This is a genomic window from Streptomyces cinnabarinus (genome assembly GCF_027270315.1).
GTDB classification, from domain to species: Bacteria; Actinomycetota; Actinomycetes; order Streptomycetales; family Streptomycetaceae; genus Streptomyces; species Streptomyces cinnabarinus.
This window is the reverse complement of record NZ_CP114413.1, coordinates 296,782-314,077: the sequence shown is the minus strand read 5'-3', so window position 1 is coordinate 314,077 and position 17,296 is coordinate 296,782. Positions and strand designations below refer to the sequence as shown.

Sequence of the window (17,296 nt, the reverse complement as noted above, 5' to 3'; positions counted from 1 at the left end):
AGGTTGCTGACAACTTCGTCCCATAACCTTGTGGTTGGAGACGTCGGATGCCCTGCGCATCCCCAGCCAGGAGGCGATGTTGCTCGGAGTGGGCGCGCGGTTGCTCGCGGGGGCCGTGATCGTGGTCTGTATGGTGCTGATCGGCCCCAGCGCACCGGGCGGCGCCCTCATCGGCGGATCACGGCCCGGCGTCGCCGTGAAGGACGCCGTACCGAACCGGGTTATGACGTGGAACCTCTGCAACCCCTGTGAGGAGAGCAACGTCGACCGCGCGGCGGAGATCGCCAAGTACGCGCCTCAGGTCATCGGCCTCCAGGAGGCGTGTGAGCCGGATGTCGCGCGGATCCGGGAGTATCTGGAGAATCTGCACGGGCTGGTCTACCACGTCGAGTACGGGACGGTACTGCGCAAGTGGGGCCGCTGCGGCGGAGCTCCGTGGAGTCCGGGAGCCTACGGCCAGGCGATCCTGTCGGCGGCGCCGATGACGGACCCTGTCAGCGTGGAGTATCCCGAAGGCGGGTCGGAGGACCGCGGGTACATGGCCGTCACCACCCGGGTGGGCGGCAAGCAGGTGCGGGTCTTCAACACCCACCTCGCCGAACGTCGTCAGGAGCAGGTCCGGGCGGACCAGGCGCGCGTGCTCGCCGCTGTGGTGGCCCGGCACGACCGGGCCATCGTCCTCGGTGACTTCAACGCCGTACCGGACGCTCCCGAACTCGCCCCGATGTGGGAACTCGCCACGGATGTCGACCCGCAGTGTCATCCTTCGCCCGTCGGGACGTGCGAGCCGACCACGGAATGGCAGAGCAAGTTCGACTACATCTTTCTGCGCGGCATCACCCCGCTCAGGCACCGCGTCCTGGCCTCCCCGTACTCGGATCATCTGATGCTGCAGTCCGACCTCGACTCCGTGTGAGGTAATGGGACGTGATCGGTGGGGAACGGTCAGTGACCGCGAGGGTGGGAGCGCATGTCGGATCAGCCGGTGTTCGTCCTGGGCGAGGAGCTGCGGGCGCTGGAGCTCGCCGGGTTCGAGACCGAGGAGGAGTTCCAGGAGTTGCTCGCGCGTCATCCGCGGGTGCTCGACTTCGGAACGCTGGCCAGTGGGCGGCCGCTGCGACTGGTGTTGGTGGCCCGGGAGATGGGGGTGCCGACGAGCACGGAGGGCGGCCCGGCGTACTGGCTGGATCATCTCTTCGTCGACGCCGACGGGGTGCCGACCCTGGTGGAGGTCAAGCGGGCCACCGACACCCGGATCCGCCGTGAGGTCGTCGGGCAGATGCTGGACTATGCGGCGAACGCCGCCCGTTACTGGCCCGCCGCACTGCTACGGCGTTCCTTCGAGGACACCTGCGCCATGGACGGCCGACCGGTGGAGGAGGCGTACGGAGAACTCCTCGGTGACCAGCCGACGGAGGAGTTCTGGGCGACGGTCGAGGAGCGGCTGGCCGCCGGGCAGATGCGGCTGCTGTTCGTCGCCGATCGGATTCCGCTGGAGCTGCGGGCGATCGTGGAATTCCTGAACCGGCAGATGCGGCAGACGGATGTGTACGCCGTCGAGCTGACCCAGTACGGAGACGGCGGCGACCTCCGGGTCCTCGTCCCGCGGATCCACGGCGAGGTCGCCACGGCGGCGAAGTCCCCTTCCGGCCGCGGCCCCACACGCAAGACGACCCGCGCCGACATGGACGCGGCGATCCAGTCCCGCCCCGATCCGGAAGTGCGGCGGATGGCGACCGCCCTGCTCGATCACGCGGCGGGGAAGGGCCGACCGGAGGGCGGAACGGCCAAGTACCGGAGCATGTCCGTCTATTACCCCGCGGCCGGGCGGCAGGTGCCGGTCTGGACGCTGTCCTTGCAGGACGGTCCAGCGCGGGACGACCTCTCCTTCGCCTTCGGCTCGATCATCCATCACCTCGGCCGCGAGCGGGCGGCGGAGTTCGCGGCTTCCCTGCCGGCCGTACCCGGGCTGGTGGAGATGCTGGCGGCGCTACCCGTGAAGAACTACAACGCCTGGCCGTCCGTCTCCCTGACCTCCCTGGCCGCCGAGCCCGGCGCGTTGGAGGGCGTCCTGTCCGCGATCGAGCGGCTCATGGACGGACAGAACAACCCCACTTGACCGCTCCTCAGCGCGATGCACGCAGCGTGAGGATGTACGCCGCGGTCAGCGCGACCCCGCGGTCCTCGTCGTCCGCGAGTTCCGTCAGGGCGCGTGACGCCGTGGCGCCGGGGATGTCCGCGAGGGCCTGCGCGAGACGGCGACGTACGGCGTGCGTGGCGCCACCGGCCAGGCGGTCGACGAGTCCGGCGGCGATCGTCTCCGCCAGCGAGGGATCGCCGGCCAGCGTGCCCAGCGCGTCAGCGGCGTCCACGTCGTTGACCTCGTCGACGATCATGTCGATGAGCGTGGGGACCGAGTCGGCCACGCCACGCGCTCCCAGCACCACAGCGGCGCATCTGCGGACCACCAGGTCGGGGCTGGTGAGGGCGTCCCGGAGCAGGGCGGTCGCCGCCGGGCCCGGAACCTCGGCGACGGCCCGGACGGCCCGCTCGCGCACCTCCGCCTCCGGCGAGGCCAGGCTCTGCGCCAACAGCGCAAGTGCCGCGTCGCCGCTCTGCACCAGCGCCCAGTGCAGGGCTCCGGCGACGATGGGGTCCGACTCGGTCAACGCGGCGTCCACCAGGGCCTCCACCGGCATCGGCGCCCCTTCGACCGAGGCCAGGGCGGCTCGCTGACGTATCCCCGCGCTCTCCGACGCGAGGGCCTGGAGGAGGGAGACGGTCTGGAGCACGTCCTGCCAGCCGGTGGGCTCCGCGGCGTCGATGCGGCTGAGCTGCCGGAGCAACTCCGTCTCCCGTGCGATGCGTGCCTGCGTCTGGCGGATCAGGTCGGCGACCAGATCCGAGGGCCGGAAGGCGGGATCGTCCAGGGCGCGTCCGACGTCACGCAGCGAGAGTCCCAAGGAGCGCAGGCTCTCGATGTGGAAGATCCGCTGGATGTCCGCGCCGGAGTACTCGCGGTAGCCGCCGGCCGTGCGTCCCGTCGGCCGTACCAGGCCGAGTAACTCGTAGTGCCGGAGCATGCGGGCGCTGACCCCGGACCGTCGTGCCACGTCGCCGATCAACACCGCTGTTCACTCCTCCTGCCTGCCGGGGCCCAGGGCCACGATCCGCTTCGCCTCGTCCAGCGCGAACTCGAAAACGGCGTCCGGGTCGCGCGCCAGCCGCTGGGTCGCCACTGCGTGCTGCCGCACAGGGACGAGGCTATGCGTCGTCGCGGCGTGGAGGGCGGGCTCGGCCTCGTCACCGAGTGCGATCAGGGCCTGGCTGAGGCTTAGCTGTGTGTCACGTCCACCGCGGCCCAGCTGGGTCGCCAATGCTTCGGCCAGCTCCGGCTTCGCGGCCTCGGGGACCAGGACGACCGCGGCTCGCCAAGCGCTCCGCGCCACCTCGTCGCTGGCGTCGGTCAGATGCGCGCGGGTGATCGCCGACCATGCCTGGCGGTCGCCGACCTTGGACAAGGTGTGCAGGGCCTGACTGCGTGCCTGCGCCCGCTCCGACCGCAGCTCCTCGGTGAGTTTTGGAACGGTGAGCGGCGCGGGGTGCCGGGTGATCGCCCAGGTGAGCATGTCCCGCACGAAGAACTCGGGCTCCACCGCGCATCGCTCGATGAGCCCGTCGACGTATCGAGGGTCCGGGGCCGTGCCCATGGCCAGCGCCGCCCGGAGTCGCACGGACGAGTCGCCGTGCCGCAGCCCCTGGAGCGCTGCCATGGTGTTCGTGTTCTGTGTGGGCATGGAGAGCACCTCCTCGGCCACAGTGAAGGGCTTGTCACTGTGTCAAGGTCAAGCCGGTGCCTCGTACGGCCGGCGCGGTTTCCGCTGGATCGCCACCATGGCCGCGTCATCGCCGAGCCGGCCGCCGACGTGGCGCAACAGGTCCGTGCGCAGGTGGGCCAGGAGCGCGTCGGGGCCCTTGCCGGTCGTGCCGGCCGCCCGTTCCGCGAGCGGGTAGAACAGGCCCTGGCTGTCGCGGGCCTCGATGACACCGTCGGTGTAGAGCAGGACGACGTCGCCGGGCTCGAAGGCGAACACCTCCGGGGTCAGTTCGGCCTCCGCGAACTCGGTGAGCCCCAGGGGCGGTGCCGCCTGGCGGGTTTCGAGCGCACGCACCTTGCCGTTGCGCAGTAACAGAGGAGGCGGGTGCCCGCAGCTGATCAGGTGAAGGACCGGCTCGTCGTCGGGGATGTCCAGTACGGCCGCGGTGATGAAGGCCTCGCCGCGGTCCTCGGCCGCGGCCTCCAGTGCCGCCGGGTCGTCCAGGTCCGAGGAGACGGTGCCCTCCAGGAAGGTGACCAGCGCGGACAGGTCGGCCCGCCGGTGGGCCGCGCTCCGGAACGCGCCGAGCAGGAGCGCGGCATCCCCGACCGCCCCAAGACCCTTGCCCCGCACATCGCCGATGACGAACCGGGTTCCCCGCTCGGTGCGGGCGGCGGCGTACAGGTCGCCGCCGATCTGGGCCTCGGACTCGGCGGCCAGATAGAGGGAGGCGATACGCAACGGACCGACCCGGTGGGGGAGCGGCTTGAGCACGACCTCCTGAGCCGCCGTCGCCACGGACCGCAGCTGGGTCAGCTCCTTCTCGTGGTGCTCGCGCCGGGCCGCGAACGAGGTCACGAACGCCGACATCAGGAGCAGGGTGATCAGCTGGAAGGTGTGGTTCAGATCGACGAGGCTGGTGCGCGCCATCGCCACCACGGACTGGGCCAGGATGGCGAGCGCGCCGATGCAGGCGGTGGCCCGGGGCCCGGCGAACGACGCGGTGACCGCCGGCGCGGCGACCAGGAATGGTCCGAGATGGACGCTGGACGGGGCCAGGATGTCGATCACCGTGACGATCACGATCAGAGCGACCGGTACCGCCAGCAGCGCGTGGCGTGGCTCCTGTGCCAGAGGCTGCCCTTTGTGGCGTCCAGAAACCATATGTTCTGGATACACCTCAACGCGCTCCGGCGCCCGCGACGGCCCCGCCGCGGCGCGCGTGGGATCAGAGGAACGAGGCGAGTCCGTCGAGGAGGCGGTCCACGTCGTCGGTGGTGTTGTAGGGGGCCAGGCCCGCGCGCAGGGCGGGGGCCTCCAGCTTGAGCGCGCTGAACGGCTCGTAGGCGTAGAACGACCCGGCCGGTGCCACCACGTCCCGCGCGGCCAGATGTGCCTGGGCCGCGCCGGCGTCGCGGCCCTCGAGGGTCATCAGGACGGTCGCCGTGCGGTCGGGAGCCTTCGAATGCACGGTGATCGCCTCACACAGGGACCGAAGCCCCTCCTGAAGCCGCCCTCGCAGTGCCAACTCGTGCTCATGAAGTGAGGCCAGCGAGCGGGTCAGACGCTCCCTGCGGGACGTCTCGGTGCCCGGGTCCAGTGCGGCGAGGAAGTCGACGGCGGCGGTGGCGCCCGCCAGGATCTCGTACGGCAGCGTGCCGAACTCGAACCGCTCCGGAACGGTGTCGGGGGAGGGCAGGAGCTTGTCCGGGCGCACGGTTTCGAGGAACTCGGGGGCCGCCGCGAGCACCCCGCAGTGCGGTCCGAGGAACTTGTACGGCGAGCAGACGAACAGGTCCGCTCCGAGCGCGGGCACGTCCACGAGGTGGTGTGCGGCGTAGTGGACGCCGTCCACGTACACCAGGGCGCCGACCTCATGGGCCCGGTCGGCGATCCGGCGCACGGGAGGCTTGGTGCCCAGGACGTTGGAGGCCGCCGTGACCGCGACCAGCCGGGTCCGGGGCGTGAGAACCCGTTCGTAGGAGTCGAGGTCGAGTTCCGTGGTCTCCGGGTCGATGTCGATCCAGCGGACCGTCACTCCTGATCGCTCGGCCGCCTGGATCCAGGGGCGGACGTTGGCGTCGTGGTCGAGGCGGCTGAGGACGATCTCGTCGCCCGCGCTCCAGTCCTTGGCCAGGTGACGGGAGAAGTCGTACGTCAGTTGCGTGGCGCTGCGGCCGTGGACGACGCCGTCGGCGGGCACGTTCAGCAGATCGGCGAAGGCGGCTCGGAACCCGGCGACGGCGCGTTCGGCGTTGAGCTCCGACGGGCTGACGGTGCCCCGGTTGGACAGGGGGCCGGTCAGCGTGGCGGCGATGGCGTCGGCGACGGGAGCGGGGGTCTGCGTGCCGCCCGGACCGTCGAAGAAGGCGAGCCCGGTGGCGAGGGCGGGGAACTGGGCCCGCAGGGCGGTGAGGTCGATGGCCATGGTCCCTGCTTTCTGCCGGCGCGGTGCCTGGCGTCGCGGTCCCCCTTACTCTGGCGTCGACCTTGCGACACGTAAAGCGATGGATCACGAAGAGAAAGTTCATGAACGATGAAGTCCCAGCCGGATCTGAAACTCCTGGCCACCTTCCTGGCCGTGGTGCGTCAGGGCTCGATGGCCGAGGCGGCTTCGGAACTCGGCTATGTGCCCTCCGCCGTGTCCCAGCACATCGCCGCGCTCGAACGCGACCTGGGCATCGAGCTCATCGTCCGCCGCCCCGGCAGCCGACTGATCCTCACGGCGGGCGGCCGCGCGCTCGCCCAGGCGGCCGAGACACTCTTCGACGCGACCGCGCGCTTCCAGGACGTCGCCCACGGCATCGCGAACCGTGAGATCGCCGAGCTGCGGGTCGGCATCTACCCCAGCGCCATGACCTACCTGCTCCCTGAGGTCCTGTCCACGCTCGGGGCCCGCCGCCCCGGTCCCCGCGTCCGGCTGGTCGTCGTGGAGACGGACGAGGGCGTGCCGAGGGTGCGGTCGGGGGACATCGACCTGCTGATCGCCTACCGCTATCTGCCCGAGGACCCCCCGGCCCCGTCCGAAGGGCTGACGCTCACCCTGCTGGGGCGTGAACCGCTGGTCCTGGTCACGGGCGCCGAACCGGAGCGCGCCCGCCCGGTGGAACTGGCCGAGTGCCTGCAACGGGAGTGGGTCTCGGGCCATGCGCGCAACCCCGACCGGCGGCTGCTGCACCGCTGGGCCGGAGAGCTCGGCATCGTGCCCCGGGTGACGCTGGAGACCGACGACCTGCACAGCATGCTGGCCATGGTCCGGGCCGGACTTGCCGTGGGTCTGATCCCGGCCACGCTCCTCGGCGCGGGAAACGACGCCGGGGTCGAGCGGGTGAACCTGCCCGCGGGCGTCGCCCCGCTGCACCGGGAGATCCTGGCTGTCAGCCGCCCCGGATCCCGCCCGCCGGTCATCGACGAGCTGGTCACCCTGCTGGGCCGGGCCGTGGAACTGGCCGGGGCCTGAGTTCCCGGGCCTGTCGGGCTGCGCGCGACAGACCGCGTGGCGGGACTTTCAATGGAAGGGTGAGCACTCTCGCTTGGATTGCCGCAGCCGGTCTCACGGCGCTGCTGGGCGTCGCCACACCGGAACCTTCGCCACCCCCGCCCCAGCCGCCGCCTCAGCTCGACGACGCGGATGTGCGGCGGGCCGTCGACCGCCTCGACGGAGTGGTGAGGGATGCCATGAAACGCACCGGCGCTCCGGGGGTGGCCGTAGCTGTCGTCTACGAGGGCAAAGTGGTTCACATGGAGGGGTACGGCGTCCGCAAGGCGGGGGAGAAGGCCGCCGTGGACGCCGACACAGTGTTCCAACTCGCGTCTGTCTCGAAGCCGATCGCCTCCACCGTCGTCGCCGAGGCCGTGGGCGTCGAGGGCTGGGCCGAGCCCGTCGCCCCGCACCTGCCGGACTTCCGGCTGAAGGATCCGTGGGTCACCGAGCATGTGACGGTCGCCGACCTCTTCGCGCACCGCAGCGGCCTGCCCGATCACGCCGGAGACCTCCTCGAAGACCTCGGCTATGACCGCGAGTACATCCTGTCCCGCCTGCGCTACGAGCCCCTCACACCGTTCCGCGACAGCTACGCCTACACCAACTACGGTCTGACGGCCGCGGCCCAGGCGGTCGCCGACGAAAAGGGCGTGCCCTGGGAGAAGCTCACCGAGGACACCCTCTACAAGCCTGCCGGCATGGACTCCACCAGCTCCCGCTTCGAGGACTACGAGAAGGCCGCCAACCGGGCCTGGGGCCACGTTCGGACCGAAGACGGCGACTGGAAGGCGGAGTTCGTCCGGGACCCGGACGCGCAGTCCCCCGCCGGCGGCGTCAGCTCCACCGCCCGCGACATGGCCGTCTGGCTGCGGCTCCAGCTCGCGAACGGCAAGCTCGACGGCGAGCAGATCATCGACGCCGAGTCCCTGGAGCGCACCCACTGGCCCCAGTCCGTCGCCAGCCCGCCGCATGCGCCGGCCGGCCGCACCGGCTTCTACGGGCTGGGCTGGAACGTGAGTTACGACGACGAGGGCCGCCTCAGGCTCTCGCACACCGGAGCCTTCGAGCTCGGCGCGCACACCAACGTCACGATGCTGCCCGGCGAGCAGCTCGGCATCGTCGTGCTGACCAACACCTCACCTGTCGGGGTCGCCGACGCCGTCGCGCTGGACTTCTTCGACATCGCGCAGACCGGCGAGATCAGCCGCGACTGGATCCCGCTCCTGGACCAGGTGTACCAGGCGCAGTTGGACGGGGACCGGTCGAAGACCGACTATGCCGACCCGCCCTCCGACGCGACGCCAGCGAAGGCCGCCGACACCTACACGGGGACGTTCGGGAACCGATACTACGGGCGGGCCGAGGTCGTCTCGGGCGAGGATGGCACGCTGACGCTCCGTCTGGGGCCCGAACCCCAGTCGTACCGGCTCACGCACTACGACGGTGACACGTTCAGTTTCCGGACGGTCGGCGAGGACGCGGTGGGTCTCACCGGAGTCACCTTCACCCCCGACGGGAAGTCCTTCACCGTCGAGTACCTGGACAAGGAAGGACTCGGCACCTTCAGGCGTCAATGACGTGCCGAAGATAGGACCGCGGGTCGGCGAGATAGCGGCGCCAGTGGTCGACCAGGTCGAGCTCGTGCCAGGCCGTTCGCTGCATGCCGTGCTCGCCGACCTCGATGATGTCCGCGCCCGGCAGGGCGGTCAGCAGGGGCGAGTGGGTGGCGCAGATGACCTGACCACCGGCCTTTACCAACTGGTCGACATGACCGAGCAGTTCCAGGCAGGAGGCGAACGACAGGGCGGCTTCCGGCTCGTCCATCACATACAGCCCCGGCAGCAGGAACTTGCCCCGGAACGCGGCGAGAAAGCCCTCACCGTGGCTGACCGCGTGCGGCGCGAACCCCTCCCGGTCCAAGGCGTCCACGGCGGTCTCGGCACGGAGGAAGAACCCCTTGCGAGCGGACCAACTGCCCAGCATGCGCCGCCCGCCCGCGGCCGCGTCGAAGCGGATCTGCTCACCCAGCACCGATTTTTCGCGCGGGCCGGCGTACCGCCAATCGTGCGAGCCGCCCCAGGGGTCCAGACCGAATCCCTCGGCGAGGGCCTCCACCACCGTGGACTTGCCCGAGCCGTTCTCCCCGACGAGAAAGGTCACCGGCGCCTTGAACCGCAGCCCGTCCGCCAGCAGTTGGCGCACGCAGGGCACCGACCACGGCCACTCGTCCGCGTCGTACGAGGCCACATGTGCGTACGCGTGTTCGACGATCACATCCCGAGTCTGCCACAGGGCCTGGCGCCGGCGGCTCAGGAGACGGTAGGAGTGGAGGCCGACCGGTCGTCCGAGGAGCGCTGATTCGTGAGTTCATCGCTGCGCCTGGCGAAGATCAGCCCGCAGAACGTCGATGCGGCGTGCCACCTGCGCGTCCACCCCGACCAGGAGCGTTTCGTCGACCCGGTCGTCACTTCGCTCGCCGAGGCGTACGCGTACGGGGAGGTCGCCTGGCCGCGGGTGATCTGTGACGGCGAGCAGCTGGTCGGGTTCGTCATGGCGGGCTTCGACCCGACGCATGAGGTGGAGCCCTACCGCAGCTATCTGTGGCGGCTCAACATCGCCGCGGACCGGCAGCGGCAGGGCTACGGCAGCTTCGCGGTGGCAGCGGTGTGCGCCGAGGCCCGCCGGCGCGGCCAGAGCCGCCTGTGGGTGTCCTGGCAACCGGGCGTCCGCGGACCCGAACCCTTCTACACACGGCTCGGCTTCCGCCGCACCGGCGAGGTCGTGGACGGCGAGATCGTCGCGAAGCGAGAGCTGTAGCTCCACGGCAGGGCAATGGACATGGACCCGCCCCCGGTCCGGGAAGGAGGACACGGGGGCGGGATGTCCCAGCCGCCGGGGTCAGGCGGTGGCGGGCAGGATGCCGGTGCGGGCCACCTCGGCGTACCAGCGGGCGCTGGCCTTGGGGATGCGGGTTCCGGTGGGGTAGTCGACGTAGACCGTGCCGAAGCGCTTGCCGTAGCCGTGTGCCCACTCGAAGTTGTCCAGCAGCGACCAGAGGAAGTAGCCGCGCACATCCGAGCCGTCCGCTATGGCCCGGTGCACGGCGGCCAGGTGACCGTGCAGGTACGCGATCCGGTCGGGGTCGTTGACCCGGCCCGAGGGGTCCGCGTAGTCGTCGAACGCCGCGCCGTTCTCCGTGATGATCAGCGGTAGCTGCGGGAAGTCAGAGGACAGTCGGCGCAGCAGGTCGTACAGCCCCGTGGGGTCGACGGCCCAGCCCATCGCGGTGGTGTCGCCGGGCGGCTGGTGGAAGGCGACCTGATCGGCCGCCGGCCACGGGGTGTGGTCGCTCTTGCCGTGGCCGTCGGAGCTGTGGGTGCCGCTGCCGTCGGCCTCCGAGACGACGGTCGGCGTGTAGTAGTTGACGCCGAGGAAGTCCAGCGGCTGATGGATCCGCTCCAGGTCACCGTCGCGCACGAAGGACCAGTCGGTCAGGCTCGCGGTGTCCTTCAGCAGGTCCTCCGGGTAGGTGCCCTGGAGCATCGGGCCGGTGAAGACCCGGTTGGCGAGCGCGTCGATCCTCCGGACGGCGTCCGCGTCGGCGTCGCTGCCGGTGAGCGGGCGGACATGGTGGACGTTGAGCGTGACCGAGCACTGGGTGTCGGGGCGCGTGTGGGCGCGGATCGCCTCGACGGCCATCCCGTGAGCCAGGTTGAGATGGTGGGCGGCGCGCAGGGCGGCGACCGGGTCGGTGCGGCCGGGGGCGTGGACGCCGGAGCCGTAGCCGAGAAAGGCGCTGCACCAGGGCTCGTTGAGGGTGGTCCAGGTCTTCACCCGGTCTCCGAGGGCGTCCGCCGCGATCGCCGCGTACTCGGCGAACCGCTCGGCCGTGGCCCGCTCGGGCCAGCCCCCGGCGTCCTCCAGCTCCTGCGGCAGATCCCAGTGGTACAGCGTGGCCACCGGCTTGATGCCCTTGTCCAACAGCTCGTCGACGAGGCGGCGGTAGAAGTCCAGTCCCTTCTGTACGGCGGGCCCGCGACCGGTGGGCTGGATCCGTGGCCAGGCGAGGGAGAACCGGTAGGCGCCCAGGCCGAGTTCGGCCATCAGGGCGACGTCCTCACGCCAGCGGTGGTAGTGGTCGGTGGCGATGTCACCGGTGTCGCCGTTACGGACCCGGCCCGGGGTACGGGCGTAGGTGTCCCAGATGGACGGGGTACGGCCGTCCTCGGTGGCCGCCCCCTCGATCTGGTACGAGGCTGTCGCCGAGCCCCAGAGGAAGGAGTCCGGGAAGACGGTCGGCCGGGCGGATCCGTTCTGTCGTGCTGCGCTGGACACGTAAGTCCTTTCGGAATGGGGGGCGTTCGAGAATGCGTTGAGGTGGGAAGGGGTGTGGGGCCCGGCTCAGCCCTTGACGGCGCCCGCCATGATGCCGCTCACGATCTGGCGGCCGAAGACGATGAACATCGCCAGCAGCGGCAGGGTGCCGAGCAGCGCGCCCGCCATGATCAGCGACTGGTCGCGGACGTAACCGGCGCTGAGCTGCGTGAGCGCGACCGGCACCGTCGGGTTGGTCATGTCGAGGACCACGAACGGCCAGAAGAAGTCGTTCCATGCGTGCACGAACGTGATCATGAACAGCACGGCCATCGCGGGCCGCGCGATCGGCAGGACGATGCTCCAGAAGATCCGCAGCGAGTGCGCCCCGTCCACCCGGCCGGCCTCGACCAGTTCGTCGGGGAGTGCCTCCGAGAGGTACTGGCGCATGAAGAACACCCCGACCGCGCTCACCAGCGTCGGGAAGATGACGGCGGGCAACTGCTGCGACCAGCCGAGTTCGGACATCATCATGAACAGCGGTACGACGCCCAGTTGCGGCGGCACCATCATCGTGCCGATCACCAGCATGAGCAGGGCGTTGCGCCCCCGGAACCGCAGCTTGGCGAAGGCCAAGCCCGCCAGGGTCGCGAACAGCACCGTGGACAGGGCGATCACCCCGGCCACGATGAAGCTGTTGATCATGGCCTTGCCCATCGCCGCCTCGTCCCAGGCGCGGGCGAGGTTGCTGAACAGGTTCGGGCCGGGCAGGAACGGCGGCGGGGTCTGGCTGACCCGGGTGTTGTCGGTGGAGGCCGCCACCATCGTCCAGTACAGCGGGAAGATGGACAGGATCGCCATGACGGCGAGCAGGACGTAGGCGAGCGGGCCCGCGTGGTGCTGGCGGCCGGCGCCCTGGCGCAGCAGTCGGCGGCCACCGCGTCGGGTCTTCACGGCAGGGGTCCGGACCGGGGTTTCCGGGCGGACCGCGAGGCTTTCAGTGGTCATCTCGGCTCCAGGTCAGGACGTACGGGAACGCAGCCGCGCGATCAGGCGCTGCACCACGAAGACGAGCACGAGCAGCAGGAACATCGCCCAGGCGACGGACGCCGCGCGCCCCATCTGGTAGTTCTTCCAGCCCTCCTCGTACAGCAGCAGGCCCAGCGTCTGGTACTGGTTGTCCGCGCCGCCGGTGACACCGTTCGGGCCCTGGCCGAAGATGAGCGGCTCACCGAAGAGCTGGGTCGCGCCGATCGTGGAGAGCACGATGGTGAAGACGATCGTGGAGCGGATCCCGGGCACGGTGACGTGGGTGAACTGCTTCCACCGCGAGGCGCCGTCCAGCGAGGCGGCCTCGTACCGCTCGGCGGGGATGGCCTGCATGGCGGCCAGGTAGAGCAGCGCGTTGTAGCCGGTCCAGCGCCAGATGACGATGGAGGAGATCGCGGCCTGGGCGGGCCATTTGTCGGCCTCCCAGTCCAGCGGGTCGAGACCGACCAGCCCGAGCCCCCAGTTGATCATGCCGAAGTCGCGCTCGAAGAGCATCGTGAAGACGAGCGCGGCGGCACCGACCGAGGTGGCGTAGGGGACCAGCGAGGCGACGCGGAAGAAGAGCGAACCGCGCATCTTGTAGTTGAGCAGGTGCGCCAGACCGAGCGCCATCAGCAGCTGGGGCACCGTGGAGATGACGCCGATCGTGATGGTGTTCTGGAGCGCGTTCCAGAACCGCGAGTCGTTCCAGAGATTGATGTAGTTGTCGAAGGCCAGCCACTCCATCGAGTTGAGCGTGGCCAGTTCGACGCGGTGCAGGGAGATCCACGAGGTGTAGATCAGCGGGTAGAAACTGAACGCGGCGAACACGACGAAGAACGGCGCGACGAACGCGTACGGCGCGCCCTTGACGTCGAGCCGGTGCAGCAGCGCGCCGCGCCGGCCGCGGCCGGTGCCGTCGCCGCCCGACTTCGAGGACGGGCGCGGACGCTCCTCGCCGGCCAGGGCGTTGGTGGTGGAGGTGGCCACCGGACTTCCTTCCTGAGTGCGGGTGTGTCAGCCGGGCGGCCCCGGGCCCGCGGAGGTGTGCGGGCCCGGGTGTCCGGAGGACCGGCGGATCAGCCGACGGCCTTCTCGATGCGCTCAGTCGTGGTGTTCCAGGCCTTGTCGCGCTCGGTGCCCTGCTCGACCAGCGCCAGACCCTGGGAGAAGGTGTCCTTGATCGTGCCGTCCTTGCGGCCGAGGACCTGCTTGTCCGGGATGTCCTGCGCGGCGGCGCCGAAGATCTCGCCGAGCGGTGCGCCGCTGAAGTACTCCGAGGTGATGTTCTTGACGTCCTCGCGCTCCAACGCGGCCTGCGAGGAGGGGAAGTTGCCCAGCTTCTCGAAGATGTAGGCCTGCTGCTCCGGCGCTGTCAGCCACGCGACGAGCTTCGCGGCCTCCTCCTTGACGGGGCTGGCCTCCATCACGCCGAGGAAGGAACCGCCCCAGTTGGCGCCCTTGGGGGCCTTGGCGACGTCCCACTTGCCCTTGTTCTTCTCACCGGCCTTCTCGCTGATGTGGCTCAGCATCCACGCCGGGCAGGTCGCGGTGGCGAAGGTGCCGTTGGCCAGGCCGGGGTCCCAACCGGGCTGGAACTGACGGAGCTTGGCGCTCAGGCCCTCCTCGGCGGCGTCCGCGGACAGGTTCCAGGCCTCCTTGACGGCCGGGTTCTTGTCGTAGATCAGCTCGCCCTGCTCGTCGTAGTACTGCTCGGAGTAGCCGTAGACCATGGCGTTGTACAGGCCGCTGGCCGAGTCCATGTAGGAGACGCCGTCACCCTTGAAGTCCTTCTTGAAGGTGCGGCCGACCTCGACGTACTTGTTCCAGTCCCCGGCCCACAGCTTGGACACCTTCTCGCGGTCGGTGGGCAGGCCCGCCTTCTCGAAGTAGTCCTTGCGGTAGCAGACGGCCATCGGGCCGCTGTCGGTGCCGAGCCCGAGAACCTTGCCGTCCTTGGTCGTGACCTGCGACTGCTTCCAGGGCAGGAAGTGGTCGGTGCCCGCCACCTTCGAGAAGTCGGCGAACTTGTCGGCCTGGGTCTCGGTGATCTCCTTGGCCCGGCCGATCTCGATGCCCTGGATGTCCTTCAGACCGTTCCCGGCGGCGAGATGCGTCTGGAGCGCGGTGTAGTACGTCTGCTCGTCACCGGCTATGTCGGCCTTGATCTCGACGTTCGGGTTCTCCTTCATGTACTGCTCCAGGAGGCCCGACTCCTTGAAGCCCATCACCCCGAACATGCCCATCGTGATGGTGACCTTGCCGTCCTTCTTGCCACCACCCGTGACCGAGTCGTTGCCGCTGCATCCGACGACGAGTGACAGCGCGGCGACGGCCGCGGCTGCCGCCACCACCTTCGTGCGCATGGAACCGGGACTGCCCATGGATCTCCTCCTAGCGGCGACGCTGACACATCGGAGCAATGACTTCTGCGATGACTACAGCGGCTCAAAAAGCGGTGGGTACGTTCCCAACGCGGGGTGGGAACGTGCCCACCGCCGAACGGAAGACTCGCGCCGACGAACGCTTATGTCAATGACTTGAACGCAACTGCCCGTCCGACGCCGCGACCGGTGCGCGTTCCCGAGGGTCCGTGGGATGCTCCGCGCAGGCGGCGTCTGCAAGAATCGTCGCTGGCCACGTCCGCGGCACCGCCGCCGCGGCTGCCGAGGAGGGGAGCACATGCCGGGGAACCGCCGTCCCACGATCAAGACGGTCGCCGCCCGTGCCGGTGTCGGCCGTACGACGGTGTCCCGGGTCGTGAACGGCTCGGATCTGGTGAGCGCCGACGCCCGGGCCAGGGTGCTCGCGGCGATCAAGGAGCTCAACTACGTTCCCAACTCGGTCGCCCGGGGCCTGGTGACCAGCCGGACCAACGCGGTGGCCCTGGTGATCCCGGAGTCCGAGAGCCGGCTCGGCTCGGAGCCGTTCTTCGCCGCGCTGATCCGCGGGGTGAGCGCGGCGCTGGCCGAGAGCCGCACCCAGCTCCAGTTGATGCTCGTCCGTGACCAGGCGGAACGGGACCAGCTGACCGAGTCGGTGGCGACCCGCCGCGTCGACGGCGTCCTGCTGGTCTCCGTCCACACCGACGACCGGCTGCCGGGCATGCTGGAGGAACTGGGCCTGCCCACGGTGCTGGCCGGCCGCCGCGGGGCGGACGAGCAGCTGAGCTATGTGGAGTCCGACAACGCCGGGGGAGCGGCCGCGGCGGTCCGGCACCTCCTGGGCCGCGGGCGGACGCGGATCGCCACGATCACCGGTCCGCTGGACATGGACGTCGCCCGCAGCCGGCTGGCCGGCTGGCGCGCCGCCCACCAGGAGGCGGGACTGTCCCCGAGTGAACTCCTCATCGAGGAGGGCGACTTCACCGAGGAGAGCGGTGGCCGCGCGATGCGTTCGCTTCTCGAACGCATCCCGGACCTGGACGCCGTTTTCGCCGCCTCGGATCTCATGGCGGTCGGCGCGCTGGCCGAACTGCGCCGCCAGAAACGCCGCATCCCCGACGACGTCGCCGTGGTCGGCTTCGAGGACTCCATCCTCGCCCGCCACACCAACCCGCCCCTGACGACGGTGCGTCAGCCGGTGGAGGAGGTGGGCCGCACCATGGCCCGGATCCTCACCGACATCACCCTCCACGACGCGGACCGACAGCACATGACGCTGCCCACGGAGCTGGTGGTGCGGGAGTCGTCCTGACCGATGTCCCGCGGTCAGGCGGGTTCTTCAGCGCCGTAGTAGCCGTGATCCAGCCGGAACCGCATGGCGTCGGTGCCGGCTGCCTGGATGTGGCGGGTCAGCGTCGAACTCAGCGGCTCGGGGAGTTGCCTGCCGTGTGCTGTGGTTCACTCCAGCGAGCCGAACAACTGGGCCGCCCCGTCGAGTTGGGCCGGGTGGGGAGGCTGTGCGATGAGGGCGGCGAGGAGGAGCTCAGGATCCTCGGCCAGGAGCAGCCGTTGCACCGCCCTGTCGTACCACATCAGACCGCCGGACTCTCTGGCCGGGATCCCGGCCCAGGCCAGCAGGACGCGAATCCGCTCCATCGGATCGGGACAGCGGTCTTGGAGGAGAGCGGCGAGTCGGTCACCGGCGTCCTGAAGTTGACGTGACCAGGCTTCACGGTCGCGCCCCGGCGTACGGGCCACGTCCGCGGCCGCGTCCGACAGCCCGGCGGGAGCGGCCTGGACCCAGCGCGTCCGGCGCCGGTCGGCCTCGGTCTGCTGTACGGCCAACTGGGCCTGGACCTCCCGCGATCCGGTCAGTCCCCGCTCCGCCAGCCAAGCGGTGAGCGCGGGGCCGTCACGCAGGTCGGCGTCGCAGTCACCGAGCCCTCGCAGGCCGGACTGATGGTGCAGGGTCCAGCAGGCGATCAGCTCGCCGTTCACATCGTGAACCATGATCGTCGGCCAGCCGAGGCACCGGCACCGGTCACCGGTACCGCCGTCCACCAGGGCCAGCAGATCGGCCAGGTCGGCGATCTCGGCACCGGTCACCACGGTCCGCGCCAGATCGCCGGACTCGGCCTCGTGAGGTGGCCCCTCGACGATCACGACGCGCCCGGCACGGTTCAGTACATCCCGCAGCCGGGCCGTCGTCGGAGCGCTCTCGGCCATGTCCGGTGTTCCCTCGGAGATCACGTCCGCGAGGATATCGG

Annotated in this window: 16 protein-coding genes; 6 read left to right on the top strand and 10 right to left on the bottom strand. The window is 70.1% G+C overall.

Annotation, left to right across the window (positions count from 1 at the left end; all coding sequences use genetic code 11):
• Positions 1 to 76: 76 nt before the first annotated feature.
• Together STRCI_RS01455 and STRCI_RS01450 are read left to right on the top strand one after the other, a co-directional pair.
• Positions 77 to 916 (top strand): endonuclease/exonuclease/phosphatase family protein, encoded by an 840-nt coding sequence (locus STRCI_RS01455; protein ID WP_269664465.1) that lies wholly within the window; start codon positions 77 to 79, stop codon positions 914 to 916.
• Positions 917 to 970: 54 nt separating this feature from the next.
• Positions 971 to 2,119, top strand: coding sequence for a PDDEXK family nuclease (locus tag STRCI_RS01450; protein ID WP_269656939.1), 1,149 nt, complete (start codon positions 971 to 973; stop codon positions 2,117 to 2,119).
• 7 nt (positions 2,120 to 2,126) lie between these two features.
• On the opposite strand, the gene STRCI_RS01445 is transcribed toward STRCI_RS01450, so the two are convergent.
• The 4 genes from STRCI_RS01445 to STRCI_RS01430 form a co-directional block, all read right to left on the bottom strand.
• Positions 2,127 to 3,128, bottom strand: a complete 1,002-nt coding sequence (locus tag STRCI_RS01445; RefSeq protein WP_269656938.1) for a HEAT repeat domain-containing protein — start codon at positions 3,126 to 3,128, stop codon at positions 2,127 to 2,129.
• Positions 3,129 to 3,134: 6 nt separating this feature from the next.
• Positions 3,135 to 3,797 (bottom strand): HEAT repeat domain-containing protein, encoded by a 663-nt coding sequence (locus STRCI_RS01440; RefSeq protein WP_269656937.1) that lies wholly within the window; start codon positions 3,795 to 3,797, stop codon positions 3,135 to 3,137.
• A 48-nt stretch (positions 3,798 to 3,845) separates the two neighbouring features.
• The gene (locus tag STRCI_RS01435) at positions 3,846 to 4,982 is read right to left on the bottom strand and encodes a PP2C family protein-serine/threonine phosphatase (protein WP_269656936.1); all 1,137 of its coding nucleotides are present in this window, start codon (positions 4,980 to 4,982) and stop codon (positions 3,846 to 3,848) included.
• Positions 4,983 to 5,046: 64 nt separating this feature from the next.
• Complete coding sequence (locus STRCI_RS01430) at positions 5,047 to 6,246, bottom strand: cysteine desulfurase-like protein (protein ID WP_269656935.1); 1,200 nt, start codon at positions 6,244 to 6,246, stop codon at positions 5,047 to 5,049.
• 108 nt (positions 6,247 to 6,354) lie between these two features.
• Here STRCI_RS01430 and STRCI_RS01425 point away from each other — a divergent pair, with 108 nt between their 5' ends.
• Both STRCI_RS01425 and STRCI_RS01420 read left to right on the top strand, forming a co-directional pair.
• Entirely contained in the window at positions 6,355 to 7,278 is a 924-nt protein-coding gene (locus STRCI_RS01425) for a LysR family transcriptional regulator (RefSeq protein ID WP_269656934.1), read from the top strand.
• 59 nt (positions 7,279 to 7,337) lie between these two features.
• Positions 7,338 to 8,879, top strand: a complete 1,542-nt coding sequence (locus STRCI_RS01420; protein WP_269656933.1) for a serine hydrolase — start codon at positions 7,338 to 7,340, stop codon at positions 8,877 to 8,879.
• On the opposite strand, the gene STRCI_RS01415 is transcribed toward STRCI_RS01420, so the two are convergent.
• On the bottom strand, positions 8,866 to 9,576 hold the full coding sequence (locus STRCI_RS01415; RefSeq protein ID WP_269656932.1) for an AAA family ATPase: 711 nt from the start codon (positions 9,574 to 9,576) through the stop codon (positions 8,866 to 8,868). The two genes, STRCI_RS01420 and STRCI_RS01415, sit on opposite strands and share 14 nt — an antisense overlap.
• A gap of 87 nt (positions 9,577 to 9,663) precedes the next feature.
• Between STRCI_RS01415 and STRCI_RS01410 the strand changes: the two genes are divergently transcribed.
• On the top strand, positions 9,664 to 10,119 hold the full coding sequence (locus tag STRCI_RS01410; protein ID WP_269656931.1) for a GNAT family N-acetyltransferase: 456 nt from the start codon (positions 9,664 to 9,666) through the stop codon (positions 10,117 to 10,119).
• 81 nt (positions 10,120 to 10,200) lie between these two features.
• Here STRCI_RS01410 and STRCI_RS01405 read toward each other — a convergent pair whose 3' ends face one another.
• From STRCI_RS01405 to STRCI_RS01390, 4 genes are all read right to left on the bottom strand, one after another.
• A complete protein-coding gene (locus STRCI_RS01405) occupies positions 10,201 to 11,637 on the bottom strand; it encodes a GH1 family beta-glucosidase (RefSeq protein ID WP_269656930.1) in 1,437 nt (478 codons plus the stop codon).
• A 66-nt stretch (positions 11,638 to 11,703) separates the two neighbouring features.
• Entirely contained in the window at positions 11,704 to 12,624 is a 921-nt protein-coding gene (locus STRCI_RS01400; protein WP_269656929.1) for a carbohydrate ABC transporter permease, read from the bottom strand.
• Positions 12,625 to 12,636: 12 nt separating this feature from the next.
• A complete protein-coding gene (locus STRCI_RS01395; protein WP_269656928.1) occupies positions 12,637 to 13,635 on the bottom strand; it encodes a carbohydrate ABC transporter permease in 999 nt (332 codons plus the stop codon).
• 89 nt (positions 13,636 to 13,724) lie between these two features.
• A complete protein-coding gene (locus STRCI_RS01390; RefSeq protein ID WP_269656927.1) occupies positions 13,725 to 15,029 on the bottom strand; it encodes an ABC transporter substrate-binding protein in 1,305 nt (434 codons plus the stop codon).
• A gap of 298 nt (positions 15,030 to 15,327) precedes the next feature.
• On the opposite strand from STRCI_RS01390, the gene STRCI_RS01385 reads away from it, so the two are divergent.
• On the top strand, positions 15,328 to 16,341 hold the full coding sequence (locus STRCI_RS01385) for a LacI family DNA-binding transcriptional regulator (RefSeq protein ID WP_269656926.1): 1,014 nt from the start codon (positions 15,328 to 15,330) through the stop codon (positions 16,339 to 16,341).
• A gap of 146 nt (positions 16,342 to 16,487) precedes the next feature.
• Here the strand turns inward: STRCI_RS01385 and STRCI_RS01380 are convergent, their stop codons facing one another.
• On the bottom strand, positions 16,488 to 17,279 hold the full coding sequence (locus tag STRCI_RS01380) for a hypothetical protein (RefSeq protein ID WP_269656925.1): 792 nt from the start codon (positions 17,277 to 17,279) through the stop codon (positions 16,488 to 16,490).
• Positions 17,280 to 17,296: the final 17 nt, after the last annotated feature.